The organism is Photobacterium andalusiense (assembly GCF_900185625.1).
GTDB lineage: Bacteria > Pseudomonadota > Gammaproteobacteria > Enterobacterales > Vibrionaceae > Photobacterium > Photobacterium aquimaris.
In genome coordinates, this window is record NZ_FYAJ01000006.1 from 13,127 (window position 1) to 38,250 (window position 25,124).

17 protein-coding genes and 5 tRNA genes are annotated in these 25,124 nt (G+C 41.3%); 14 read left to right on the forward strand and 8 right to left on the reverse strand.

Translation table 11 applies throughout. From position 1 onward, the window contains the following. Positions 1-13: 13 nt before the first annotated feature. Positions 14-1,159 carry an efflux RND transporter periplasmic adaptor subunit gene (locus tag PAND9192_RS14000; RefSeq protein WP_087854293.1) on the reverse strand — a complete coding sequence of 382 codons (1,146 nt, stop codon included), beginning with the start codon at positions 1,157-1,159 and terminating at the stop codon, positions 14-16. Between the two features lie 307 nt (positions 1,160-1,466). Here PAND9192_RS14000 and rep point away from each other — a divergent pair, with 307 nt between their 5' ends. Further along, a complete protein-coding gene (rep, locus tag PAND9192_RS14005) occupies positions 1,467-3,482 on the forward strand; it encodes a DNA helicase Rep (protein WP_087822004.1) in 2,016 nt (671 codons plus the stop codon). A gap of 86 nt (positions 3,483-3,568) precedes the next feature. On the opposite strand, the gene PAND9192_RS14010 is transcribed toward rep, so the two are convergent. Next, a complete protein-coding gene (locus tag PAND9192_RS14010) occupies positions 3,569-3,976 on the reverse strand; it encodes a c-type cytochrome (protein WP_087854294.1) in 408 nt (135 codons plus the stop codon). 262 nt (positions 3,977-4,238) lie between these two features. Here PAND9192_RS14010 and PAND9192_RS14015 point away from each other — a divergent pair. The 9 genes from PAND9192_RS14015 to PAND9192_RS14060 all read left to right on the forward strand — a co-directional run bounded on the left by PAND9192_RS14015 (position 4,239) and on the right by PAND9192_RS14060 (position 11,314). After that, a tRNA-Arg gene (locus tag PAND9192_RS14015) sits at positions 4,239-4,315 on the forward strand. A gap of 36 nt (positions 4,316-4,351) precedes the next feature. Continuing rightward, a tRNA-His gene (locus tag PAND9192_RS14020) sits at positions 4,352-4,427 on the forward strand. Positions 4,428-4,588: 161 nt separating this feature from the next. Beyond that, a tRNA-Pro gene (locus tag PAND9192_RS14025) sits at positions 4,589-4,665 on the forward strand. Positions 4,666-4,674: 9 nt separating this feature from the next. Beyond that, positions 4,675-4,750 (forward strand) — tRNA-His (locus PAND9192_RS14030). A 53-nt stretch (positions 4,751-4,803) separates the two neighbouring features. Next, a tRNA-Pro gene (locus PAND9192_RS14035) sits at positions 4,804-4,880 on the forward strand. 1,083 nt (positions 4,881-5,963) lie between these two features. Continuing rightward, complete coding sequence (locus PAND9192_RS14045) at positions 5,964-7,682, forward strand: dipeptide ABC transporter ATP-binding protein (RefSeq protein WP_060999701.1); 1,719 nt, start codon at positions 5,964-5,966, stop codon at positions 7,680-7,682. 71 nt (positions 7,683-7,753) lie between these two features. Next, a complete protein-coding gene (locus PAND9192_RS14050; RefSeq protein WP_087854296.1) occupies positions 7,754-9,313 on the forward strand; it encodes an ABC transporter substrate-binding protein in 1,560 nt (519 codons plus the stop codon). Between the two features lie 78 nt (positions 9,314-9,391). Further along, on the forward strand, positions 9,392-10,369 hold the full coding sequence (locus tag PAND9192_RS14055) for an ABC transporter permease (RefSeq protein WP_060999704.1): 978 nt from the start codon (positions 9,392-9,394) through the stop codon (positions 10,367-10,369). Positions 10,370-10,372: 3 nt separating this feature from the next. Continuing rightward, entirely contained in the window at positions 10,373-11,314 is a 942-nt protein-coding gene (locus tag PAND9192_RS14060; protein ID WP_060999706.1) for an ABC transporter permease, read from the forward strand. Positions 11,315-11,380: 66 nt separating this feature from the next. Here the strand turns inward: PAND9192_RS14060 and PAND9192_RS14065 are convergent, their stop codons facing one another. Further along, positions 11,381-13,507, reverse strand: a complete 2,127-nt coding sequence (locus PAND9192_RS14065) for a hypothetical protein (RefSeq protein WP_087854297.1) — start codon at positions 13,505-13,507, stop codon at positions 11,381-11,383. A 235-nt stretch (positions 13,508-13,742) separates the two neighbouring features. Beyond that, the gene (locus PAND9192_RS14070) at positions 13,743-15,107 is read right to left on the reverse strand and encodes a YjiH family protein (protein WP_087854298.1); all 1,365 of its coding nucleotides are present in this window, start codon (positions 15,105-15,107) and stop codon (positions 13,743-13,745) included. A 549-nt stretch (positions 15,108-15,656) separates the two neighbouring features. On the opposite strand from PAND9192_RS14070, the gene PAND9192_RS14075 reads away from it, so the two are divergent. Together PAND9192_RS14075 and PAND9192_RS14080 are read left to right on the forward strand one after the other, a co-directional pair. Continuing rightward, positions 15,657-16,049, forward strand: coding sequence for a cupin domain-containing protein (locus PAND9192_RS14075; protein WP_045032090.1), 393 nt, complete (start codon positions 15,657-15,659; stop codon positions 16,047-16,049). Positions 16,050-16,265: 216 nt separating this feature from the next. Continuing rightward, positions 16,266-16,859, forward strand: coding sequence for a hypothetical protein (locus PAND9192_RS14080; protein WP_087854299.1), 594 nt, complete (start codon positions 16,266-16,268; stop codon positions 16,857-16,859). 72 nt (positions 16,860-16,931) lie between these two features. Here the strand turns inward: PAND9192_RS14080 and gorA are convergent, their stop codons facing one another. Then, positions 16,932-18,287: a glutathione-disulfide reductase gene (gorA, locus tag PAND9192_RS14085; RefSeq protein ID WP_087854300.1), complete on the reverse strand. Its 1,356-nt coding sequence runs from the start codon at positions 18,285-18,287 to the stop codon at positions 16,932-16,934. 197 nt (positions 18,288-18,484) lie between these two features. After that, positions 18,485-19,324, reverse strand: a complete 840-nt coding sequence (locus tag PAND9192_RS14090; RefSeq protein WP_087854301.1) for a 23S rRNA (adenine(2030)-N(6))-methyltransferase RlmJ — start codon at positions 19,322-19,324, stop codon at positions 18,485-18,487. Positions 19,325-19,537: 213 nt separating this feature from the next. On the opposite strand from PAND9192_RS14090, the gene prlC reads away from it, so the two are divergent. Then, positions 19,538-21,580 carry an oligopeptidase A gene (gene prlC, locus PAND9192_RS14095; protein WP_087854302.1) on the forward strand — a complete coding sequence of 681 codons (2,043 nt, stop codon included), beginning with the start codon at positions 19,538-19,540 and terminating at the stop codon, positions 21,578-21,580. 110 nt (positions 21,581-21,690) lie between these two features. Here the strand turns inward: prlC and gppA are convergent, their stop codons facing one another. Beyond that, on the reverse strand, positions 21,691-23,181 hold the full coding sequence (gene gppA / locus PAND9192_RS14100) for a guanosine-5'-triphosphate,3'-diphosphate diphosphatase (protein ID WP_087854303.1): 1,491 nt from the start codon (positions 23,179-23,181) through the stop codon (positions 21,691-21,693). Between the two features lie 19 nt (positions 23,182-23,200). Next, positions 23,201-24,505, reverse strand: a complete 1,305-nt coding sequence (gene rhlB / locus PAND9192_RS14105; RefSeq protein WP_087854304.1) for an ATP-dependent RNA helicase RhlB — start codon at positions 24,503-24,505, stop codon at positions 23,201-23,203. Between the two features lie 112 nt (positions 24,506-24,617). Between rhlB and trxA the strand changes: the two genes are divergently transcribed. Further along, positions 24,618-24,944, forward strand: a complete 327-nt coding sequence (gene trxA, locus PAND9192_RS14110) for a thioredoxin TrxA (RefSeq protein ID WP_060999723.1) — start codon at positions 24,618-24,620, stop codon at positions 24,942-24,944. The last annotated feature ends 180 nt before the right edge of the window (positions 24,945-25,124 follow it).

Genomic DNA, 25,124 nt, shown 5'->3' on the forward strand with positions numbered 1-25,124 from the left:
TTTACTTTCCCTATTATTGTGAGTGAGTAACTGTTATCAGTGTTGGATCAACGACGACACCTGGACGAATTTTTTGCAAACCATCAACGATCACTTGATCGCCATCTTTTAGCCCACTGGTAATTCGCCATTGATTATCAATCGCTTCAGCGGTGGTAACAGTGCGCGATTCTACTTTGTTGTCAGCGCCAACAACCATTGCAATTGCTTGGCCTTTACTGTTGCGAGTAATGGCTTTTTGCGGGATCATAATGGCTTTAGGATCGGTGCCAGTATTTAGCACTGCACGGACATACATTCCTGGTAGCAAAACGCCGTCAGGGTTAGGGAATTCAGCACGTAAGGTGACTGAGCCAGTATTAGGATCGACATTAACTTCAGCAAACTGGAGTGTGCCGTGATGTGAGTAAACACTGCCGTCTTCAAGGATCAATTCGACATCAGCATTATCACTGGCTTGCAGTTGACCTTGTTTAAGGGCTGATTTTAGGCGTAATAATTGCGTGCTCGATTGGGCAATATCGATATTGATTGGATCTAATTGCTGAATGGTGGCCAAAACTTGTGCCTGCCCTGCGCTGACAAGTGCACCTGGTGTGACTGATGATTGACCAATACGACCCGCGATAGGGGCTTTAACTTTGGTATAATTAAGATCTATTTTCGCTTTGTTAACACTGGCTTTTGCGACTTCAATGCCAGCGAGAGCAACTTTATATTTTGCTTTATTATCATCATAAGTTTGCTTGCTGATAGCACCGCGGTTAACCAAGGTTTCACTGCGTTGAGCCAATGCTTTTGCTGAATCTAGATTTGCTTGTGCTTGAGCTAAACTGGCTTTAGCGCTGAGATAGGCTGCGTTATAAGGTGCTGAATCGATACTATATAATGATTGGCCTTTACTGACGCTGCTGCCTTCTTTGAAGCTACGTTCAGTGATAATGCCTGATACTTGAGGGCGAACTTCAGCTTCAAGGTAAGCTTTACTACGGCCAGGAAGTTCGACGTGAATAGCTTGTGGATGAGAAGTAACGCTAAGTGTACCAACAGCCACACTTTTTGCTGCTTGTTGGGTTGGCTTTTTGGATTCACTTTGGTCACAAGCGGATATCCCTAATGTCAAACTGACAATGGTAGCAATGGCTGCGATTTTTCGCATGAAATCTCCTAGATTTAAGCAATATGATAACTGTTAAATGGCATTCTATCATTTAACAGTAGTGTAACTATTATTTACTTTTATATAATTAATATTTAATCAAGTTAAGAATTTGGTGCAATTGGTTATGATTTTGTCTCATTGATACTCAATATATCTAGCACAAATCTACATGTTAAGTTGCTTTAAGTAATGAACTTTGAATAAATGTTGATGAATTGCGACAATGCCATTCAACTAAAAGTGAATAGAGTTGTAATGAAAGCGCGTTAAAATGCGCCCGTTTTTAATGACGTCAGGATAACTAATGAAACTGAACCCAAGGCAAACAGAAGCAGTTAAATACGTTTCCGGACCGTGCTTAGTTTTAGCCGGCGCCGGCTCAGGTAAAACTCGTGTTATTACCAATAAAATCGCTTACTTGGTTCAGCAGTGTGATTATAAGGCGCGCAACATTGCGGCATTAACCTTTACCAACAAAGCTGCACGTGAAATGAAAGAGCGTGTCGGTCAAACATTAGGTCGTCAAGAATCCAAAGGGTTAATGGTGTCAACTTTTCATACGTTGGGACTGAACATTGTGCGTCGAGAATGTAAATATTTAGGCTTAAAAGCTAATTTTTCATTGTTTGACGATCAAGATCAGATGGCGTTATTAAAGGAATTGACCGAAGAAGAACTTGACGGTGATAAAGATTTATTGAAGCAATTGCAGTCAACAATTTCGAATTGGAAAAATGACATGTTAGCGCCAGTTGATGCCGCTGGCCGTGCTCAAACTGAACGTGATCAATTATTTGCTCATTGTTATGAAATGTATCAGCGGCAGATGAAGGCCTATAACGCGCTTGATTTTGATGATCTGATTTTAATGCCAGTATTATTGCTGCGTGATAATCAAGAAGTGCGTCAACGCTGGCAAAATCGAATTCGTTATTTGCTGGTGGATGAGTACCAAGATACCAATACCAGTCAGTATTTGTTCGTTAAGTTATTGGTTGGTGAGCGAGCACGATTTACTGTGGTTGGTGATGATGATCAGTCGATTTATTCCTGGCGTGGCGCGCAGCCTGAAAACTTAGCCTTACTCAATAAAGATTTTCCCAATCTTAAAGTGGTTAAACTTGAGCAAAATTATCGTTCGACCAGTCGTATTCTACGAACGGCAAACATTCTTATTGCTAATAACCCGCACTTATTTGAAAAAGCGCTATTTTCAGCGATCCCTGATGGGGCGATGTTGAAAGTGTTGACGGCTAAAAATGAAGAGCATGAAGCTGAAAAAGTGGTGGGTGAATTAATTGCGCATCGATTTATGAATAATACCGCTTATAAAGATTATGCGATTTTATACCGCGGTAACCACCAATCGCGATTATTTGAAAAAGCGCTGATGCAAAACCGGATTCCGTATAAAATTTCTGGTGGAACTTCGTTTTTCTCGCGAGTTGAAATCAAAGATATGATGGCATATCTGCGAGTATTAACCAATCCTGATGACGATAATGCTTTTCTACGGATCGTGAATACACCGCGGCGCGAAATTGGTCCAGTTACCCTAGAAAAGTTGGGAACGTACGCCAATATGCGTGGAAAAAGTTTGTTTGCTGCCAGTTTTGAAATGGGGCTTGAACAACATCTTTCTGGCCGCGGTTTAGAGTCATTACAGCGTTTTACTCATTGGATTAATCAGCTGACAGATAACGCAGAGCGGGGCGATACTGTTGCAGCTGTACGCCAATTAGTACGTGATATTCATTATGAAGATTGGCTCTACGAAACATCTGCCAGTCCTAAAGCGGCTGAAATGAGAATGAAAAATGTCTCCGATCTCTATAGTTGGATCACAGCTGATTTGGAAGGTGATAACTATGACAATGAAGTTAAAACCCTGAAAGAAGTGGTACAGCGCTTAACTCTGCGCGACATGATGGAGCGTGGGGAAGATGACACTGACGCTGATCAAGTACAGCTAATGACACTACATGCATCAAAAGGTCTAGAGTTTCCATATGTGTTTTTAGTCGGCACTGAAGAAGGTATTTTGCCGCATCAAACCAGTATTGATGAAGATAATGTCGATGAAGAGCGCCGATTAGCTTATGTGGGGATCACCCGCGCGCAACGGGAGTTAACGTTCACGCTCTGTAAAGAACGGCGTCAATATGGTGAACTGATCAAGCCAGAGCCAAGTCGATTCTTATACGAGCTACCGCAGGATGATTTAGAGTGGGAAAGCGAACGTAAACCGGTCACTGCTGAAGAGCGAATGCAAAAAGGCCAAGCCCATATTGCTAATATTCGTAATCTATTTAAAAAATAGTGCTTAATTGACTGTTATTATGCAGGGGGAGCGATCCCCCTAATTTTACTATTAACATACTAAGATTGGCTGATTAATCAATAACCTTAGTTAGATTTGATCATATAGTTAATTGCTGCAACAATTTCATCATCACTGCAGTCCATGCACGTTCCTTTGGCAGGCATGGCGTTAAAACCTTCAATTGCATGCTTAGCAAGAACCGCATCACCTTGGCTTACTCTCGCCGCCCAATCATCAGCGTCACCTTTTTTTGGTGCTCCCATTAAGCCACTGTTATGGCAAGAGGCACAATATTGGTCATAAATAGCCTGTCCTGTGCGGGATGAGGTCGTGGTGACTGCGACAGGGGGAGAACCTTCAAGATGAACACTTCCTACAGGCTTTATACGCTCACTAATTGCTGTGGTAGACATATCAGCAGCAATAACGGTGGTTGATAAGCCGATACCTGTACAAATAGCGATTAGCCACGGTCGTAAAAATAGATCCATTTATTCACCTTTATATACGTCCAGTTGTATGAGAAGGGGTGATTCAACGTGGTTTACCCAGCGTGTGATTTACACTGCAAGTAGATGTTGCAATATTGTAAGTATAGCAACTGTATTCAATGATCAAATTCGATGTTGTACTATCTATGACACGAATCAACGTCGATTTGTTGATAAATGCAGCGAGCGGAATAAAAATAAAAAAAAACACTTGCCGAGTTGCGTTCTGATCCGTAATATTCACCTCCGTCGATAGGGCAAGGCGCCCGTAGCTCAGCTGGATAGAGCGTTGGCCTCCGGAGCCAAAGGCCGAAGGTTCGAATCCTTTCGGGCGCACCATCATCCGGTCGTATTGGCAAAGGTAATAAAACATTGGTGGCTATAGCTCAGTTGGTAGAGTCCCGGATTGTGATTCCGGTTGTCGCGAGTTCAAGCCTCGTTAGCCACCCCATATTATAATGTGTTGATCTCCCAGTCAGCATGTTGGCTTTTTAAAGCCAGCTTGTTTTACAAGCACACAGAATTTAGTCAGTGATAACGTAGTTTTATAGCGTATCTCAGGCTTCTAGGATTAGCGGACCAGATGGTTTGTTTTCTTAGTAACGATTTAGTCGGTGAATAGCGCAGTTTGGTAGCGCATCTGGTTTGGGACCAGAGGGTCGGGGGTTCGAATCCCTCTTCACCGACCACTTACAATGGTGGCTATAGCTCAGTTGGTAGAGTCCCGGATTGTGATTCCGGTTGTCGCGAGTTCAAGCCTCGTTAGCCACCCCATTATTCAGGTTATCTTTTATTAGAGACCTTGGCCTTGTAAGCCTAAACATTGTCGGTGAATAGCGCAGTTTGGTAGCGCATCTGGTTTGGGACCAGAGGGTCGGGGGTTCGAATCCCTCTTCACCGACCACCATTAAGAAACCTGAATCGAAAGATTCAGGTTTTTTTTCGTCTGCAGGAAATAGTGAATGATGTTAGGAATAGCGGACCAGAGGGTCGGGGGTTCGCTGATATTTGAATCTAGCTCTTCACCAACCACTATTAAGAAAACCGTATCGAAAGATACGGTTTTTTTTCGTCGGTATAAAAGTAAATCGGTATTATTGGTTGAAAGCCAGAGGGGCGGGGGTTCCCCTGATATTAGAATCTAGCTCTTCACCGACCACCATTAAGAAACCTGAATCGAAAGATTCAGGTTTTTTTTCGTCTGCAGGAAATAGTGAATGATGTTAGGAATAGCGGACCAGAGGGTCGGGGGTTCGCTGATATTTGAATCTAGCTCTTCACCAACCACTATTAAGAAAACCGTATCGAAAGATACGGTTTTTTTTCGTCGGTATAAAAGTAAATCGGTATTATTGGTTGAAAGCCAGAGGGGCGGGGGTTCCCCTGATATTAGAATCTCGCTCTTCACCAATCACCATTAAGAAACCTGAATCGAAAGATTCAGGTTTTTTTTCGTCTATAAAAAACGATAAACATCATCTAATAATAACGTTGGAAAAAAACTAAAAAGCCGCGCAAATATGCTGTCACAGTCATTGTTTTAAGTTTTGATATTTAGATTATATATAGTTTTATACGCTAAATTTTATTTTTTAAGTGGTTTTTATCACTGTTTATTTTTTTAAAAACGACATTTTGTTTAATAAATGTTAACCGTTATTGTGGATTTTTTTGAAAATATATTCATGATAATTATTTTCAATGATTACAGTCGGATGGTTTTTTGTGTTGTTTGATTGGTGTGTTTTGTGGTTATTCAGTGTGTTATGAATTGTTATTTGTTTAGCTCTCTATTGTTTATTGATGCGCTTTTATGAAATAAATATTCAAAAAACACAATTAGCGATAGTTTTTTACTTTGCGTTGTTGCTTTTTTGTAATATTTTTGACAGATTGAATGGAAGGCATGCAATCAGACAATAGTATTGGCATGAAAAGGATTTAATTTTTCAGATCGGCAGGATGCTGCCAGTAGTGGAGTCTGATAATGGCATTATTAGAAGTAAAAAATCTTCGTATAGAATATCCCTCGCGTCATGGTACCCATGCAGCAGTAAAATCATTGTCATTTACCATTGAGCGCGGTGAAATTGTCGGTGTTGTTGGAGAATCTGGTGCAGGTAAATCGACGGTAGGTAATGCCGTGATTGATTTATTAAGCCCTCCAGGACAAATCGCCAGCGGTGAGGTTTTTCTCGATGGTAATAAAATATCAGGGTTAACGCCTGAGCAAATGCGAAAAGTACGAGGCTCAAAGATTGGATTTATTTTTCAAGATCCAATGACCTCATTAAACCCCTTGTTTACGGTTGAGCAGCAATTAACTGAAACCATTATTACTAATTTAAAGGTGTCACAAGCTGAAGCAGTTACACGTGCATTGGCATTAATGGAACAAGTGGGTATTCCTGAACCTCAACTACGGATTAAACAATATCCGCACCAATTTTCAGGCGGTATGCGTCAACGGGTAGTGATAGCTATTGCGTTAGCGGGTGAGCCAGATTTAATTATTGCAGATGAGCCTACCACGGCATTGGATGTATCGATTCAAGATCAAATATTAACTCTGATCCGTGATTTATGCGTTCAGAAAAATGTCGGTTGTATGCTGGTTACTCATGATATGGGCGTGGTATCAAATGTCACTGATCGCGTTGCGGTAATGTATCGTGGTGATTTGGTTGAAATTGGCACTACCGAGCAAGTGCTGCGTCGGCCACAACATCCTTATACTCAAAGTTTGATTTCAGCCGTGCCCCGTTCTGATATAAAACTGAATCGTTTTCCTCTGGTGACTTATATTGAAGATGCTCAACAAGCACCTGCATTAGATGTTAAAAATCATTGGTTAGGACAAAGCCAAGATCAGCGTGCTTATAAAGGGGCATTGCTTGAGGTTGAAAACGTTAACTTACGCTTTATAACTAAAGATTCACTATTTGAAAGTCGGCGTGAATATGTTCAAGCCAATAATGATGTCAGTTTTAATATTGCTGAAGGTGAAACGTTTGGCTTAGTCGGAGAATCTGGCTCTGGTAAATCAACCATTGCACGGGTGATTGCTGGCTTGTATCCACCCAATAGCGGCAAGGTGCGTTTTGAAGGTATTGATCTGACTGCGCTAAAAAGTGAGGCTGAACGTCGTCCACTGCGTCGTCAAATGCAAATGGTGTTTCAAAATCCTTATACCTCAATGAACCCAAGAATGCGTATTTTTGACATTATTGCTGAACCAATTCGATTTCATAAATTAACCCACAATGAAGCTCAAACGCGCCAGATAGTGAATGATTTATTGGATCATGTTGGTTTAGGACGCGCAGCAGGAATTAAATTTCCGCATGAGTTTTCGGGCGGTCAACGTCAGCGGATCTCGATTGCGCGCGCATTGGCAACTCGACCTCGATTATTGATTTGTGATGAGCCAACATCGGCACTGGATGTTTCAGTACAAGCCCAAATTTTAAACTTATTAAAAGATCTACAAGATGAACTCAATTTGACGATGTTGTTTATTAGTCACGATTTACCCGTTATTCGTCAAATGTGTGATCGAATCGGCGTGATGCAGCAAGGAACATTGTTAGAAGTCGCAGCAACGGAACAATTATTTACCGCACCACAGCATCAATATAGCCAGCATTTGATTTCGTTAATGCCTGAATTTAAAGGGTTAGAAATCAAACCTCAGCAACGTGCTTAAGCGGTTGTTATGTGTGAGAAGAAGTGAAATATAGACTAAGCAATGGCGCTTAGGCATAAAGGAGTTATGCAATGAAAACCATTAAGAATAAATTAGCACTAGCATTGGTTGCTGCAGGGTTGAGTTTTAGTGTTACCGCGGCAGATTTAAAGTTAGGTTACGCGTCAGATCCAGTCTCACTTGATCCTCATGAGCAACTATCTGGTGGTACACTGCAGCTTTCGCACATGGTGTTTGATCCGCTAGTACGTTTTACTCAGCAAATGGATTTTGAACCGCGTCTAGCACAAAGCTGGCAGCGTATTGATGCTAATACTTTTCGATTTACATTACGTCAAGGGGTGAAATTTCACTCAGGTAATCCTCTGACTGCTGACGATGTAATTTGGACCTTTAATCGTCTGCAGTCATCACCCGATTTTAAAGCCATTTTTGAACCGTATTCTGCAATGAAAAAAGTCGATGACTATACCGTCGATATTATTTCAAAAGGCGCTTACCCATTGGTACTTCAAACTGCGACCTACATTTTCCCAATGGACAGTAAGTTTTACAGCGGTAAGACCGCTGATGGTAAAGACAAAGCTGAAGTTGCTAAGCATGGTAACTCATTTGCTTCAACCAATATGTCTGGCACCGGACCCTTTACAGTGACTCAGCGTGAGCAAGGGGTAAAAGTTGAATTTACTCGTTTTGCTGATTACTGGGATAAAGATTCTAAAGGTAACATTGATACCATTACGTTATTGCCGATTAAAGAAGATGCCACTCGTGTTGCGGCGCTACTTTCAGGTGGTGTCGACATGATTGACCATGTCGCACCTAATGATCATAAGCGTCTGAAAAGTGCTGCAGGGGTTGATTTAGTGACCTTACCGGGTACGCGTATTATTTCTTTTCAAATGAACCAAAATAGCAATCCAGCATTAAAAGATGTCCGTGTCCGTCAAGCAATTGTGCATGCGATTAATAATGAAGGCATTGTGAAAAAAATTATGAAAGGTTTTGCAACCGCTGCTGGTCAACAAAGCCCTGCGGGTTATCAAGGTCATGATAGTGCGTTAGTGCCACGTTATGATGTTAAAAAAGCCAAGCAATTAATGAAACAAGCTGGTTATGAAAATGGCTTTACATTGACCATGTTAGCGCCAAATAACCGTTACGTGAACGATGCCAAAATTGCTCAAGCAACCGCAGCTATGCTATCAAAAATTGGAATTAAGGTTGATTTGAAAACCTTACCTAAGGCGCAGTACTGGCCTGAATTTGATAAATGTGCTGCTGATATGATGATGATTGGTTGGCATGCAGATACGGAAGACTCCGCTAACATGACTGAGTTTTTGACCATGACCCGTAATGAGAAAACCGGTAAAGGCCAATATAACTGTGGTTTCTATTCTAACCCAGAGGTCGATAAGTTAGTGACTGAGGCCAATGTTGAAACCGATCCAGCTAAGCGTGCTGCAATGTTAAAACAAGTGGAAGCAACGCTATATAACGAAGCGGCATTTGTACCATTACATTGGCAAAGCCTAGCATGGGGTGCGCGCACCAATGTCCATGCAGCCGATGTTGTAAACCCAATGGAGCAGCCATACTTTGGTGATCTAGTGGTTGACGAAAAATAACGTTAGTAAGCCATAGTTAAATACGAGTGCCGGGGCTTGCTCCGGCATTTTTTCAGGATGAATTAAAAGGGGCAGGGAATGTTTTCGTTTCTGGTCAAACGCCTGTTTCAGGCACTGATAGTGATGTTTGTGATCAGTCTGGTGGCATTTGCCATTCAGGATAACCTTGGCGATCCGTTACGAGAACTCGTCGGCCAATCGGTATCAGAAGCTGAACGTCAGCAATTACGTGATGACTTAGGTCTTAACGATCCATTTGTGACTAAATACAGTCGTTTTCTTAGCAACGCCATTCAAGGGGATTTGGGCACCTCATACACCTTTAAGCGTCCAGCGACTGAGGTGATTTTAGATAAATTAGTTGCCACCTTAGAGTTAGTGTTTGGCGCGACAGTGATTATTATTTTAGTGTCGATTCCACTTGGAGTGTATTCCGCTATTCACCCACGGAGCGTGTTTACTAAAGCGGTAATGGCATTTAGTAGTATTGGTATTTCAATTCCAGTGTTCTTAACCGCGATCATGTTGATGTATGTGTTCTCGATTGAACTTGGATGGTTACCGTCATTTGGGCGTGGTGAAACTGCTAATTACTTAGGTTGGGAGTCAGGTTTCTTTACGATTGATGGCCTTAAGCATTTAGTGCTGCCATGTATCGCATTAGCCTCGATTATGCTGCCGTTATTTATTCGTTTAGTACGCTCTGAAATGTTGGAAGTATTAAGTTCTGAATACATTAAGTTTGCCAAGGCAAAAGGTTTGCCTATGAATAAGGTCTATTACCAGCATGCATTGAAAAATACTATGTTGCCGGTATTAACTGTCGGTGGGGTGCAGATTGGTACCATGATTGCCTACACTATTTTGACCGAAAGTGTATTTCAGTGGCCCGGTACTGGACTGCTATTTTTAGATGCCATTAATCGAGTTGATACGCCGTTGATCACCGCTTATGTGATTTTTGTGGGCCTTATTTTTGTGGTAACCAATACCATTGTTGACCTGCTTTATGGCTTGGTTAACCCAACAGTAGATTTGACGGGCAAGGGAGCATAAGTCATGGAAAGTATTAGCACCGTTGCACCAAGTCGTTGGCAGCGTTTTAAAAATTCTGACATTGTTTATTATTTTCTCAAAGATAAAGTGGCAATGGTTTGTTTTGCTGTCTTTATTAGTTTTGCTACAGCAGCACTATTTGCACCTTTTATCGCGCCAACCAATCCTTATGATTTATCGTCAATTGATATTATGGATTCGGAGTTACCGCCAGCGTGGATGGAGGATGGCGATCAAAGCTTTGTGTTAGGTACTGACGATCAAGGCCGAGATATTTATTCGACCATTTTATATGGGATGCGATTATCACTGACGATTGGTTTGTTAGCAGTGGCATTGCAATTAACCATTGGGGTGATTGTTGGCTTAACTGCGGGCTATTTTGGTGGTCGTATTGATAGTTTGCTGATGCGTATTGCCGATGTGCAGCTATCGTTTTCAACCATGATGGTGGCGATCATTGTCTCGGCAATTTTCCGGACCGCGTTAGGGGCTGAAACTTATGCTCAGTATGCGGTGATCATGCTGGTGGTGATCATTGGTTTTGCTGAATGGCCGCAGTATGCACGAACGGTACGTGCCTCAGTATTGGCAGAGAAAAAGAAAGAGTATGTTGAAGCGGCCAAGGTGATGGGCTTTCGTGCGCCACGAATCATGTTCCGTCATATTTTGCCTAACTGTTTATCACCAATTTTAGTGATTTCTACAGTACAGGTTGCCAATGCAATTATGTCAGAAGCGGCACTATCATTTTTAGGTTTAGGTTTACCAGTGGATCAGCCGTCGTTAGGCTCACTGATCAGTATTGGTTTTAACTATATTTTCTCAGGCTCATGGTGGATCACCGCGTTCCCAGGCATTGTATTAATTACCTTAGTATTAGTGATTAACTTGCTCGGTGATTGGCTACGGGATGTGTTTAATCCCAAGATTTACAAAGGCTAATAGGCTGATGTTTATATAGTAAAAAGGCGACCGGGTGGTCGCCTTTTGTTTTAGAACGTAAAGATTTTACTCTTGGTTACCTTCACCTTTCCAAATTAGGTTTAGTTTAATGTTTTCTAATAACGCCTTATCACCGCTATTTACATAACCGATAAGGCTATAGTTTTCATCTAATTTAAAATCGGATGGAACAGCAAAATTAATAACGGCATTAGTTATTTCATCTTCTGTAACGTTATTACACATACCAGAGATACCATTTGAATCATTAAATGTTGCCGAGGTTAGTACAAAGTGGCGATAGAATTCATTTGCGTTATCACAGCTAAATCCAGTGTCACTATCTAACCATAATGCCACATTATTCATTTGACCATCATTAGACATTTGTACGCTATACATACCAAGTTGATAATCATCTTCAGTCATCGCTGGAAGGATAGCTGGAATATCTCGTACTTCAGGGCCACCATTAGAAGCGATATTTAAACGTTTTTCGGCATCACTTTGCTTTTCAAAATAAGTGTAACGTTCTGTATATTCACCTTCAGTTAGCGTGACTACCTGTGTATTTGGCAATGAAACATTCATGTCTGAAACAACATTATATGCTAGAGCATCTGATCCAGATTGAACTTTAATTGTGCCCTCGACTATTTCATAGCTACCACCGATAGTTGCAGCATCTGAACATTTATTACGGTTAGCAACGGTTCGATCATTAAAGTAGATAGAACCGTTATCAAACCGAACTGAATTACACCATGTTTGTGAGAATTGATCGCCATTCGTGCCTTCTTCAATTACATACCATGTTTTGCCTACTAATGGGTGAGTTACCTCTGGCGGTGGTGGTGTGATTGCTTCTAATACCGTTGTGACGAATGTTGCTGTAGCTGCTTGATCATTAATGCCATCTGTAGCGGTTAGAGTTAATGTTAGCTCACCTTGTTTGGTTGGTGTGCCAGTTAACACGAGTTCATTGTTGGTATTAATTTTTGCAACAATGCCATTATCAGTTGTTGTTGCAGTGATAGTTAATTCATCACCATCGACATCATTAAATAAATCAGTAATAGCAATATTGGCATTGGTGATATTTTCACCTTGCGTTAGCGTTAAATCTTTTAATTGCTGCTGCAGCGTTGCTTCAACTTCGTTATTAACCGTTGGTGCAGTATTCGGTGTTGTTACTGTTAAGCTTGATGTTAAAGCGTGACTATTTACTTTGCCATCATTTGCGGTGATGTATAAAGTAAAAATCCCGGCAATTCTAGCGGTACCAGAAAGGATATTGTTTGTTTCTGTCAGACCTAAATCAGTTAAAGCAATCGTTTTGTTTTCAGCGTTTTTAACTTTAATTGTATATGTTAAAACATCTTTATCTTCAAAATAGGTGTTTAAATCAATATCTGTAATCGCTGCATTAAGTTCTACATCAGCAATGGTAAGTGATTTTGTGATAGTTGGGCGATAGTTTTCAGTAACAACGGCTTCACCATTATCTGTGATTGTGATTTCTGGTGCGAAGTCTTCTAAAGTGCTGTCATCTTTATCTTTGATTTGAACAGTGATTTGGCTCGTAATTTCTAGCTGCTGTTCTAGTGTTTTATCATTATTATCTGTCAACGATTCAGCAATAATACTAATTTTCTTAGCTTCAATTGATGTGTCTTTAATAAAGTCACCAAAAGCTTGCTCGGTAGTAATTTCTAACCCGTTATCAGTTAGAGTTTTAATTACTTCTGCTTGGGCTGTTTCTGCTGTTAGCTCATTATTTGCAGTCATTACTTCTACTACAAGGTTTGTCATAGGAGTAACAACAGTTGAGCCAGCAGGAGCGGTAAGATCAAATGTTGTTGCTACAATACCGCGATCTTCATCAATGGTTTTATCTTCAATTGCCGCAATACAAACTTGATTATTTTGATATTTAATTGGAAGGTTAAATTCACCGCCTGCAGTTGTTGTTCCAAGTGGTAATTCACAGCCATTGCTAGCGTCACCATCCGCATCAACTTTTACTTCGGCATTTACTAAGTAACCATCAATTGCTTTAATGGTTACTGTTTCTGATGGCGTTACTGGTGGTTTAATATTTGCATTTGAATCAGAAGATGAATCACTATCACAACCTATTAAGGCTAGTGCTGCTAATAAAGAACCGGTTAGAAGAGAAAGCTTGAATTGCATTGATAAACCCTTAATGAGGTATTTTTATAAAATTTTAACTCGAGGATTTTATTGATATTTAAGACAATGACAACGCTAAAAAGTGCTTTCATTCTTGTGGTGAATATAAAGTTTTTGGAACTGTGATCACAATTATAAAATACTGATTAGGGCTATCGAGCGAAGGTATTAGGGTGTGATGATAGGTATAAAAAAAGCGACACTATGGTCGCCTTTTTATTTTATTAACAGTGATTTAGAAAATCAGGTGTGCCATTAATGCAATCACTGGTAACGTTACTAGTGTACGCAAAATAAAGATCACAAATAATTCCCATGCTTTAACCGGTACTTTACTGCCAATTAATAGCGCGCCAATTTCAGACATGTAAATCAACTGAGTAACTGACATTGCCGCAATAATAAAGCGGGTCATATCACTTTGAATGGTTGATGCCAAAATTGATGGCAAGAACATATCTGCAAAACCGACCACGATAGTTTTAGATGCCGCTTCTGCTTCAGGAATATGCAGCAATTCTAGGAACGGAATAAATGGCATGCCAAGGTAATCGAAAATTGGGGTATTTTCCGCAACCACTAATGCCACAGTACCAATCGCCATTACCACTGGCAGCACGCCAAACACCATATCAACGGCGTTTTTAAGTCCATCAAGTGCAATTGCAGGAATACTTTTTACTTCTGCGGCTTTTTTTAGTGCTTGCTCAAGCCCATAAGAAAAAACATTGTGACCCGCAGGCACAGTTTCATCATGAGATGATTCTGTGGTGCCATTAATATAGACATTTTTCTTACGCGATAATGGCGGCAGACGCGGCACAATGATTGCTGCTACTAAACCTGCTAAACATACCGTTAAGTAAAATGGAGCAAACATATGCTCTAAATTTACTTGAGCAATCACTACCAAACTAAACGTGATTGATACCGCTGAGAATGTGGTGCCAATAACGGCAGCTTCACGCTGAGTATACATGCCTGACTCATATTGCTTACTGGTCAGTAGCACTCCAACTGAACCATCACCTAACCATGATGCAATGCAGTTGACCGATGAGCGACCCGGCAGGCCAAAAATAGGGCGCATGATGCGAGTAAATAAAGTGCCAAAAAATTCCAGTAGGCCAAAATTGAGCAGTAGCGGTAGCAGTAAACCCGCAAAAATAAATACTGAAAATAATACCGGTAATAAATCATTGAGCACTAAGCCACCAGTGGCATCGTTACGAAACATCACTGGGCCAATATTAAAGTAGGTCATTACTGCAAAAGCAGCACCAAGCTGTTGGACGATAAACCACATTAGCGATGGGTTGAGTAAGCCATTAATAAAGCTATTGCGAAGAATAAAGCCGGGCTTAAACAGTTTAGTGATAATAGACATCACAGCGGTAAAACTGATAACAGCAGTCACAATCGATGTTAATGAGTTTTCAAAATGGCTTTGAATCGTTTTTGCTAATACAGCGATGGGAATAGTGATATCACCATCAAAGTTAATCGGTGCCATAAATAAAAACACCCCAATTAACGATGGAATGATAAACATTAACCAATTGTTGATGTTTTTTGGTGGCGCTGCTGCTTGTTGATGCATATTTGTTTATAACCTACTGGTAGATACGGCCGAATTAATGGGGGTGTCCCCGAGGTCCAATAGAATAACTATTCACTATTATTCTATAAATAAGGAGTTGAAGATTACATTTTTTATTGAATAGATGGAATAGTCTACAATCAAAAAAATTGGTTAATTATGCGATTATTTGGAGTTTTTATTCGTGGTTGCTATTTTTCTGCTTGAAGCATGTAGCACTGATTTTTTTAAACAAAAAAGCGATTAATAACATTTGTACTGAATATGGTGTTGATTGTTACTGTACAGTAATAGTATTTATATTTTTAAGCTATTGTTGATTTTAAGTGATGAGTTACACTTATTGACATCAGAAAGCATCACTCAAGATGATGCTCAATTAAATAAATAGTCGTTTGAGGTTATTAAATAATTTCAACCGTCAATATTGATTTTTGTTACTCCCAAATCCAATAATAGATCCAATTGCTGTGATGGTAATTTGATCATCTGTACTTGATAAGATCACTGAATTGACTTTGGTCTTACTATAAAAATAAGGCGCTACTGATGACAACATTAACAACTAAGCCAGGTATTACACTGATCAAATCAGGTTCTTTTAAGCTTAACGATTTAAGCAAGTTACTTGAAGTTGAAGGTCTAAAAAGTGATATGGCTGAAGTTGCTGTAACGACTAACAGCAATGCATTAACCATTGGTCATTTCACAATGGCACCTGGGGTTGAATTTGAATACTTCTACGATTCTGTTGAGTATAAAGTGATCACCAAAGGTAAGATTGTTGTGCGTGATGAAGCTGGCACTAAATATGTTGCTGAAGTTGGCGATGTTATTCTATTTAGTCCAGATGTTAAGGTTATCTTTGATGCAGAAAGCGATGGTGAAGCAATTTATACTGCTCACCGTGCAGCAGCAGCAGATTTTGCACCGGCACAATAAAATATAAATTTAGTTGTTATATATTAAAGCCTTAACTTTTTGTTAGGGCTTTTTTGGGTCTAAATTATAAACATTGTTACTATTGGGTAATAGTGTTTTAGCTTTTTGCTATATTGTTATTAAATGGGTAATGGTTAATAATAAATTGATAACATAACTGCTGGTTGATTTGGTGTAAACTGAAGCGACTGAGCGAAAATAACGATGAGGTACACCATGGCAGCACATTCAAATCAGCAATTTCATGTCGGTCAGATTATTGATGAACATCCATTTGTTGCCGGCGATGGCGCCGTTATTGAGATGTTCCGCAATGATATGAGCAATATTGTTTTTATCGGTTTAAACGGTATCACCGCAGATGAACAACAGATGATGGCAGAAGCCACCGCAGAATTTGGTCTTATGAAAACTGATAATGGCGGTTGTTTAGTGGTCTTTAAATTGGCAGAACTTGCGTTTGATATTCAGTTTAACGCAGCAGCGATCCCTGCGGAATATTTTCAGCAGCCAACGACACCAACATTAGCATTATCAATGATGGCATTAGATACAGCTAATAATGAACTTAAAGTGATCCGTGAGTTGTCATTACCAGCGGCTGTGACTGAGCAAGTGGTTGCGGTGATGCAAACCCAGCGTGCGATTGAAGATCCTATGGCAGTTAATGCTGAAAATATGCATTTATTAAATACCGTCAGCACAGAAGAATTATTAGCGCAGATTACGCTAACGCCAATTCAAACTGTGATTGCACCAACATGTGGTTGTGGTCATAACCATGAAGATGGTCATCATCACCACGGTTAATCGATCAAAAAAAAGCTGGTTATCCAATTTCTAAAAAGGATAAACCAGCTTTAATATCAAGCGTTAGTGCGATCAACGCATGGTAACAAACTCTTCAGAGCCAGTTGGGTGAATAGCAACTACGCTATCAAAATCGGCTTTCGTTGCGCCCATCTTCATTGCCACACCAAAACCTTGAATCATTTCATCAACGGTATAACCAATACCATGTAGACCGACAACTTTCTCATCTGCACCAGCACATACCAATTTCATTTTACATGGCTGACGGTGACTGGTGACTGCGGTATACATTGCAGTAAAGCCTGATTGGTAGACTTTGACATTTTGTTCACCATATTGCTCAATCGCTTCTTGGGTCGTTAGACCAATGGTGCCGATTGGCGGGTGGCTAAACACAACAGTAGGTACTAAAGTGTAATCCATCTTCGCTTCTGGCTTGTTATTAAACAGACGCTCAGATAATTGACGACCAGCCTTAACCGCAATTGGTGTTAGCTCGATACCGCCTTCCATGATGTCACCCACACAGTAGATACCTTCAACATTGGTTGCTTGGTATTGGTCTACTTTGATGTAGCCACGCGCATTGGTTTCAACCCCTGTTGCTTGAAGGTTGATTTTGTCAGTCGCTGGATGGCGACCAATTGCCCAAATCAGTAAATCGGTATTGTGTGATTCACCATTTTCAAAATGCAGTGTAATTGAACCGTCAGCTTCTTTAACTACTTGCTTAGGAATAGAGTGAGTGTGAAGGGTTGGACCTTCGGCTGCCATAACTTCAACTAAGGTATCAACAATCATTGGATCGAAGCTACGTAGTGGTGATTCTTTACGTACAAACAGATGAGTATCAGTGCCTAGTGCACTTAATACGCCTGCGATTTCAACGGCGATATAACCTGCACCAACAATGGCTGTACGCTTAGGTTGCTCATTAAGTTCAAAGAAACCGTTGGAATCAATACCGTATTCAGCACCAGGTACATTTGGAATTGTTGGTTCACCACCGACGGCGATCAAAATATGATCGGCGGTGTAATGCTCACCGTTGACTGCAATTGTTTTGGCATCAATAAAGGTCGCAAAGCCATTGATCACTTCAACGTTATTTTTGCCCAATACATTGTCGTAAGAGGTATGAATACGGCTGATGTAAGCTTCACGGTTTTCAACCAGTTTGCTCCAGTTAAAACCTTTTACATCAACGTCAAAGCCGTAATCTTTTGCGTAAAGGTGCATAGCTTCAGCGATTTGAGCACCATGCCACATTACTTTTTTGGGTACACAACCAACGTTAACGCAAGTACCACCAAGGGCTTTTGCTTCAATGATTGCTACTTTAGCGCCATACATTGCCGCACGGTTTGCTGATGCAATACCACCGCTACCACCACCGATGCAGATGTAATCAAAATGCTTTGCCATGACTTTACTCCAATAGATGTTATGAATATTCACTGTCACCTAGTGTAATCAAGATTGGGCTGAGTGACGAGGATTTAAAATCGGAAAAACCGATTAATAAGTTACTTTACCATCGAAAATGCTGATTGTAACCTAAGAAATATAACAGCCACCAACAAAAGTGACTGTTTATTGTGCAAAGTAGTAACGTCAGTCAGTTACTCAGGTACGATCCACTCAACTTTATAGTGACCGTGATTCGGTGCGATGGCTTGTTGCAACCATGGCAGGATCTGTTCCATTTGAGCCGCAAGTTTCCACGGTGGGTTAATCACAATCATGCCTGAGGCTGTCATGCCGCGCTCTTCAGTGTCTGGCTCAACGCCAAGCTCAATTTGAAGAATATTGCGAATGTCTAAATCTTTTAGACCTTGAAGCATATTATCAATTGTTTCGCGGTAAACCACAGGATACCAAATTGCGTAAGTACCTGTTGCCCAACGTTTATGGCTTTGCTTAATTGCTTTCACCACATCTTGGTATTCGTGCTTAAGTTCATAAGGTGGATCTATCAACACCACCCCGCGACGTTCTTTAGGCGGCAAGCTGGCTTTTAAACGTGCGAAGCCATCTTCTTGGTACATTTTAACTTGGCGATCGCCACGAAACTCTTGCAGTAATAATGGAAAATCACTTGGGTGTAATTCGGTTAATACCATGCGATCTTGATCACGAATTTGTGCACGTGCCACTTTGGGAGACCCTGGGTAGTAACGTAACTCATCACTGTCATTAAGGGCTTTAATTGCATCAATATATGCGCCAATTTCGGTAGGAATATCATCGCGAGACCAAATACGGGCGATACCTTGCTTAAACTCACCGGTTTTTTCGCTGCGCTCATCTTGCAGATCGTAACGACCAACACCTGAGTGAGTATCGTGATACACGAACGGTTTATCTTTTTGCTTGAGTGCATCCAGAATTAGGCTTTGAACAATGTGTTTAACCACATCTGCGTGGTTGCCAGCGTGAAAGCTGTGGCGATAACTCAGCATGAAATTAGTCTCTATCGGTATCTAAAGCAGGGGTGCTAAAGGCTATTATCGTCAATTATTCACCAATATCCAACTATGGTGCCAACCTTTGCTACTATCAAGACAGAGGAAGTGCGCTATTTCTGCCTTTTTATACTCCAAACCGAGCAAAGGATTGAAATTTATCTATCGCGGGCGCATGTTAATAATAAGATAAAAATAAAGGAAAAGCGTATGTCTAACCCATTATTGACGATGACTGATTTGCCACCGTTTGCTCATATTAAACCTGAGCACATTAAACCTGCGGTTGAACAAGCGATCACTGATTGCCGTAACAACGTTGAGTCAGTGTTATCTCAATTACAAATGCCAACTTGGGACACAATTTGTCGCCCACTGGCTGAATTAGATGATCGTCTTGGACGTATTTGGTCTCCAGTTGGCCATCTTAATGGGGTTAAGAATAGCCCTGAGTTACGTCAAGCGTATGAAAGCTGCCTACCGCTATTGTCAGACTACGCTACTTGGGTTGGACAACATAAAGGCCTTTATGACGCCTATAAAATGATTCAAGCTAGTGACGATTTTGCTAATTTGAGTCAAGCCCAACAGAAAGCTGTAAATGATGCGCTAAAAGCGTTTGAGTTATCAGGCATAGGTTTACCTGCAGAGCAACAGCAGCGTTTTGGTGATATCAGTAAGCGTTTGTCTGAACTTGCATCAACCTTCAGCAATAATGTCTTAGATGCGACTATGGCATGGAGCAAGGTGATCACTGATGTTGAGCAACTGCATGGCTTGCCTGAATCTGCATTACAAGCAGCACAAGCGAATGCAGAAGCTAAAGGCGAGCAAGGTTACTTGTTTACGCTTGATATTCCATCGTATTTACCTGTGATGACTTATTGTGAAAACCGTGAGCTACGGGCTGAAATGTATCAAGCATTCAGTACTCGCGCGTCAGATCGTGGTCCTAATGCGGGTGAGTTTGATAATTCAGAAATTATTGCTGAAAAACTTAAACTTAGTCATGAGATTGCGAGTTTATTAGGGTTTAGCAATTATGGTGAGAAATCACTGGCAACCAAAATGGCACAATCGACCGATCAAGTGTTGGGCTTTTTAAATGACTTAGCTGATCGCGCCAAACCACAAGGTGAACGTGAAGTTGCTGAGTTACGTGATTATGCTCGCAATGAATTTGGGGTTGAGCAATTAGAGCCGTGGGATTTTGCGTTTTATTCTGAAAAGCTAAAGCAGCATCGTTACAGCATTTCAGATGAAGAATTACGTCCATACTTCCCTGAACAAAAGGTGGTTGCGGGATTATTTGAAGTACTAAAGCGTGTATTTGGTCTTGAAATCAAACAACGTCAAGGCGTGGAAGTATGGCACGAGTCGGTAAAATTCTATGACATCTTTGACAACAAAGGCACATTACGCGGCAGCTTCTACTTAGATTTATATGCTCGTGAGCACAAGCGTGGTGGTGCGTGGATGGATGAGTGTGTGGTACGTCGTACACGTATCGACGGTAGCCTACAAACACCAGTGGCTTATCTAACCTGTAACTTTAATCGTCCAGTGGGCGATCAGCCAGCGCTGTTTACTCATAATGAAGTCACGACTTTATTCCATGAAACGGGTCATGGTATTCACCATATGCTAACCCAAATTGATGTTGCAGCGGTATCTGGCATTAATGGTGTGCCGTGGGATGCAGTAGAGCTACCAAGTCAATTTCTTGAAAATTGGTGTTGGCAAGAAGAGGCATTAGCGTTTATTTCGGGCCATTACGAGACTGGTGAGCCGTTACCAAAACTGATGCTTGATAAAATGCTCGCGGCGAAGAATTTCCAATCAGCGATGTTTATTTTACGCCAGCTTGAGTTTGGATTGTTTGATTTCAGCTTGTACTCTAACTACGATCCCGAGGTTGGTGCGCAAGTATTAGAGACCTTATTTGAGGTTAAAGACAAAGTTTCAGTGGTGCCAAGCCCTGAGTGGGGACGTTTCCCTCATAGCTTTAGCCATATTTTTGCTGGTGGCTACAGTGCAGGTTATTACAGTTACTTGTGGGCTGAATTATTATCAGCAGATGCATTCTCACGCTTTGAAGAAGAAGGTATCTTTAACCCGCAAACCGGTAACGACTTCCTAACCTGTGTGTTAGAAAAAGGCGGTAGTGAAGAGCCAATGGAACTGTTTAAGCGTTTCCGTGGCCGTGAACCACAATTAGATGCAATGCTGCGTCATAGTGGTATTACCGGCTAAGGCTGACAGATTACAAAGCGATAGCAAATAAAAAAGGCTCCTTAAAGGGAGCCTTTTTTGATCCTAGAGCTAAGAGGGCAACCCTCATCGCTAGATTGTAATGCTATTGATCAGTCTTGTGCCGTTACTACCATTGGCCAGCCCATATCAGTTTGACGGGTAGCTTCTTGGGTTAATTCGCTACGAGTAAGCGGATTATTGATCAACCATTTCGCCGATAATAACAACGTCAATTTGTTGTCTTCCATGCGTAAGCTAAAGGGAGGCAAACAGTTTTGATCGCGGCGATGGCATAAAATAATCGCCAGTCGTAACAAGCGTAGTAAACGAGCAGCACTTGGCGCTGATAACGCATGTTGTTCTGGTAAGCTGGTTAATGGGCCGTTATGACGACGTAATAACTCAGCAATAAGATTTTTTTGTGCGCGAGTGAAGCCAGGTAAGTCCATGTGCTTAATTAAGTAAGCCGCATGTTCACCACTTTTTTTAAATTCAATGCTAGCACCAATTTCATGTAATTTGGCCGCTGCTTGAAGGAGGTTTTCTGCTGGTGGTTCCAGTTGCCAATTTGCACACTGGGCTAATAATGCCAGTGCCATATCACTCACGTTATCTGCGTGGTGATGATCCAATTGAAACCGTTGTTGCATGCTCATAATTGTTCGTGAGCACACATCGTGATGACGCATTTGATCCATCATTTCATAGACCAAGCCTTCACGTAGCGCACCGCCAGCCAGGGTCATTGATTCTATTTGTAATGATTCAAATAGGGCGATTAGAATCGATAATCCGCTAGGGAAAACTAGCGCTCGTTCTAATGTTAAACCTTCAATATCAAGATCTTCCAAACGTTCATATTGCATCGCTTGGCGTTGAAGGCGTTTAAGCTTTGGCAGAGTGATTATTTCATCCATGCCTTGTGCGAGCATAATTTCTTGTAATGCTTGCACGGTGCCACTTGCGCCAACACAGGTTTCCCAGCCTTGCTGAGTGTAACGCTCAATAATGGCTTCAATCGCTTCTTTAGCGCCATTAATAGCGGCATCGAAGTTGACTGAGGTAAGGTAGCGATCTTTAAAATAACGCTCCAGCCATGTGACACAACCAATTTTTAGGCTCGTCAATGCACTGGCGTCAAAACCTTCACCAATAATGACTTCGGTACTGGCGCCGCCAATATCGACCACCAGACGTTTATCACTGCCACCAGAGGTATGCGCTACCCCTTGATAGATAATACGTGCTTCTTCTTCACCCGCAATTACGCTCACAGGATAGCCAAGAATACTGTGAGCTTGAGAAAGAAATTCGTTAGCATTGACCGCTGTACGCAAGGCGGCAGTACCGACAATACGAATGTGATCAGGTTTGATATCCTGCAAACGTTCAGCAAAAATAGCCAAACAGTCAAGCCCGCGTTGAATAGCGTCTTGGCTGAGTTCGTTGTGATTATTCAACCCTGCCGCTAAACGTACTTTACGTTTGATTTTAGCGAGCGTCTGAACACTGCCATTGACTTCACGCACAATCCACATATGAAAGCTGTTTGAACCTAAATCAATTGCGGCATAAAGCGGTGATACTGAATTTCTTTCCATAGAGATACTTTAACTTATTTTATGCTGGTTTGTTTTGTGGCGGACGACGGCGATTATTACGCTGACGAGATTGCCCTTGGCCTTGACGCTGGTTATTACGACGACCACCTTGGCGAGGATTACGCTGTAAGCGAATCGGTGCAGGTAAATCGTCTAAAAGGGCATCAGAATCATATTTTGATTGTGGAATACCGTGCTCGATATAGGTTTCAATCGCAGGCAAGTTAATTGCGTACTCTTCACAAGCGAAGCTGATTGAATGACCACTTTCACCAGCACGACCAGTACGACCAATACGGTGAACATAATCTTCAGCATCATCAGGAAGATCGTAGTTAAATACGTGGGTAACCATTGGAATATGTAGACCACGAGCAGCAACATCGGTTGCAACAAGGATATCAATATCACCTTTAGTAAATTCTTCTAGAATACGCTCACGTTTTTTCTGTGGTACATCGCCAGTAAGTAAACCGACGCGATGACCATCAGCGGCTAAGTGACCCCAAACATCTTCACAACGATGCTTAGTATTGGCGAAAATAATCGCACGATCAGGCCATTCTTCTTCAATTAACGTTTGTAATAAACGCATTTTTTCTTGGTTTGATGGGTAGAATAGCTCTTCTTGAATACGGTGGCCTGTTTTTTGTTCAGGTTCAACCACAACGCTTTCAGGACTATTCATGTGCTCAAAAGCTAACTCTTTAACACGGTATGATAACGTGGCAGAGAACAGCATGTTTAAACGCGCTTTTGGCTCAGGCATACGACGGAACAAGAAGCGAATATCTTTAATAAAACCTAAATCGAACATGCGATCAGCTTCATCAAGAACAACCACTTGAATACTTGCAAGGTCAATAACACGTTGCTTGTAGAAGTCGATAATACGACCGCAAGTACCGATCAGAATATCGACACCTTCATCAAACACTTGTTTTTGTTTTTCATAAGGTTCGCCGCCATAAGCAAGGCCAGCTTTAAGGCCGGTGCTCGCAAGTAGCGATGACGCATCATTGAAAATTTGGATCGCCAACTCACGCGTTGGCGCCATAATGATCGCTCGCGGTTGGTTGGTTTTACGCTCTGCTGGTGCAGGGGTCTCCAATAGGTGGTTAAAAGTAGCGGTCAGAAAGGCTAGGGTCTTACCCGTACCTGTTTGAGCCTGTCCCGCGATATCATGGCCAGTGAGCACAACTGGCAATGCCAAGGCCTGGATCGGGGTACAATTATGAAACCCTTTCTCTTCCAATCCTTTTAGCACTAGGGGATTTAACCCTAGTTCGGCAAATTTCTGCTCTGTGATATGTGTCGTCTTCATTACTATAGAATATCAGCTTAGGGTTGCAATACGAAACGTATTCCATTCAAATAGGATAACGATTTGCTGGTTAATTCAATATCAGCTAACAAAATCACTGTTGGAGTGGAAGATGAGCGATAAGATTGTGCAGCTTACCGATGAAAGTTTTGATACTGATGTTGTCAATGCTGCGAGCCCGGTACTCGTCGATTTTTGGGCTGAATGGTGTGGTCCATGTAAAATGATTGCCCCTATTCTTGATGAAATCGCTGATGAATATGAAGGTAAACTAACGATTGGTAAATTAAATATCGACCAAAATGCGGCGACGCCGCCAAAGTTTGGTATTCGTGGTATTCCAACGTTATTGCTGTTTAAAGATGGCGCAGTTGCCGCAACTAAAGTTGGCGCGTTATCAAAAACTCAGCTGAAAGAGTTCCTTGAAGCGAACTTATAAGTGATATAATTGCGAGCCATGCACAATTTCTAAGTTGTGCATGGTTTGTCTAGCGACTATGCTAGACGAAGAGAACGTTTAGTGTTAACGTAACGCACAGAAATTACATTTTCGTTCATTTCTTGACCAGTCCCTATTGGTCATCCTTATCTCAACTAATATAGAACCCCGATTTTGACA

What these genes read in the sequence shown, in the direction of transcription:
- PAND9192_RS14000 (WP_087854293.1), bottom strand. Translation starts at nt 1,159, where the DNA reads ATGCGAAAAATCGCAGCCATTGCTACCATTGTCAGTTTGACATTAGGG.
- rep (WP_087822004.1), top strand. Translation starts at nt 1,467, where the DNA reads ATGAAACTGAACCCAAGGCAAACAGAAGCAGTTAAATACGTTTCCGGA.
- PAND9192_RS14010 (WP_087854294.1), bottom strand. Translation starts at nt 3,976, where the DNA reads ATGGATCTATTTTTACGACCGTGGCTAATCGCTATTTGTACAGGTATC.
- PAND9192_RS14045 (WP_060999701.1), top strand. Translation starts at nt 5,964, where the DNA reads ATGGCATTATTAGAAGTAAAAAATCTTCGTATAGAATATCCCTCGCGT.
- PAND9192_RS14050 (WP_087854296.1), top strand. Translation starts at nt 7,754, where the DNA reads ATGAAAACCATTAAGAATAAATTAGCACTAGCATTGGTTGCTGCAGGG.
- PAND9192_RS14055 (WP_060999704.1), top strand. Translation starts at nt 9,392, where the DNA reads ATGTTTTCGTTTCTGGTCAAACGCCTGTTTCAGGCACTGATAGTGATG.
- PAND9192_RS14060 (WP_060999706.1), top strand. Translation starts at nt 10,373, where the DNA reads ATGGAAAGTATTAGCACCGTTGCACCAAGTCGTTGGCAGCGTTTTAAA.
- PAND9192_RS14065 (WP_087854297.1), bottom strand. Translation starts at nt 13,507, where the DNA reads ATGCAATTCAAGCTTTCTCTTCTAACCGGTTCTTTATTAGCAGCACTA.
- PAND9192_RS14070 (WP_087854298.1), bottom strand. Translation starts at nt 15,107, where the DNA reads ATGCATCAACAAGCAGCAGCGCCACCAAAAAACATCAACAATTGGTTA.
- PAND9192_RS14075 (WP_045032090.1), top strand. Translation starts at nt 15,657, where the DNA reads ATGACAACATTAACAACTAAGCCAGGTATTACACTGATCAAATCAGGT.
- PAND9192_RS14080 (WP_087854299.1), top strand. Translation starts at nt 16,266, where the DNA reads ATGGCAGCACATTCAAATCAGCAATTTCATGTCGGTCAGATTATTGAT.
- gorA (WP_087854300.1), bottom strand. Translation starts at nt 18,287, where the DNA reads ATGGCAAAGCATTTTGATTACATCTGCATCGGTGGTGGTAGCGGTGGT.
- PAND9192_RS14090 (WP_087854301.1), bottom strand. Translation starts at nt 19,324, where the DNA reads ATGCTGAGTTATCGCCACAGCTTTCACGCTGGCAACCACGCAGATGTG.
- prlC (WP_087854302.1), top strand. Translation starts at nt 19,538, where the DNA reads ATGTCTAACCCATTATTGACGATGACTGATTTGCCACCGTTTGCTCAT.
- gppA (WP_087854303.1), bottom strand. Translation starts at nt 23,181, where the DNA reads ATGGAAAGAAATTCAGTATCACCGCTTTATGCCGCAATTGATTTAGGT.
- rhlB (WP_087854304.1), bottom strand. Translation starts at nt 24,505, where the DNA reads ATGAAGACGACACATATCACAGAGCAGAAATTTGCCGAACTAGGGTTA.
- trxA (WP_060999723.1), top strand. Translation starts at nt 24,618, where the DNA reads ATGAGCGATAAGATTGTGCAGCTTACCGATGAAAGTTTTGATACTGAT.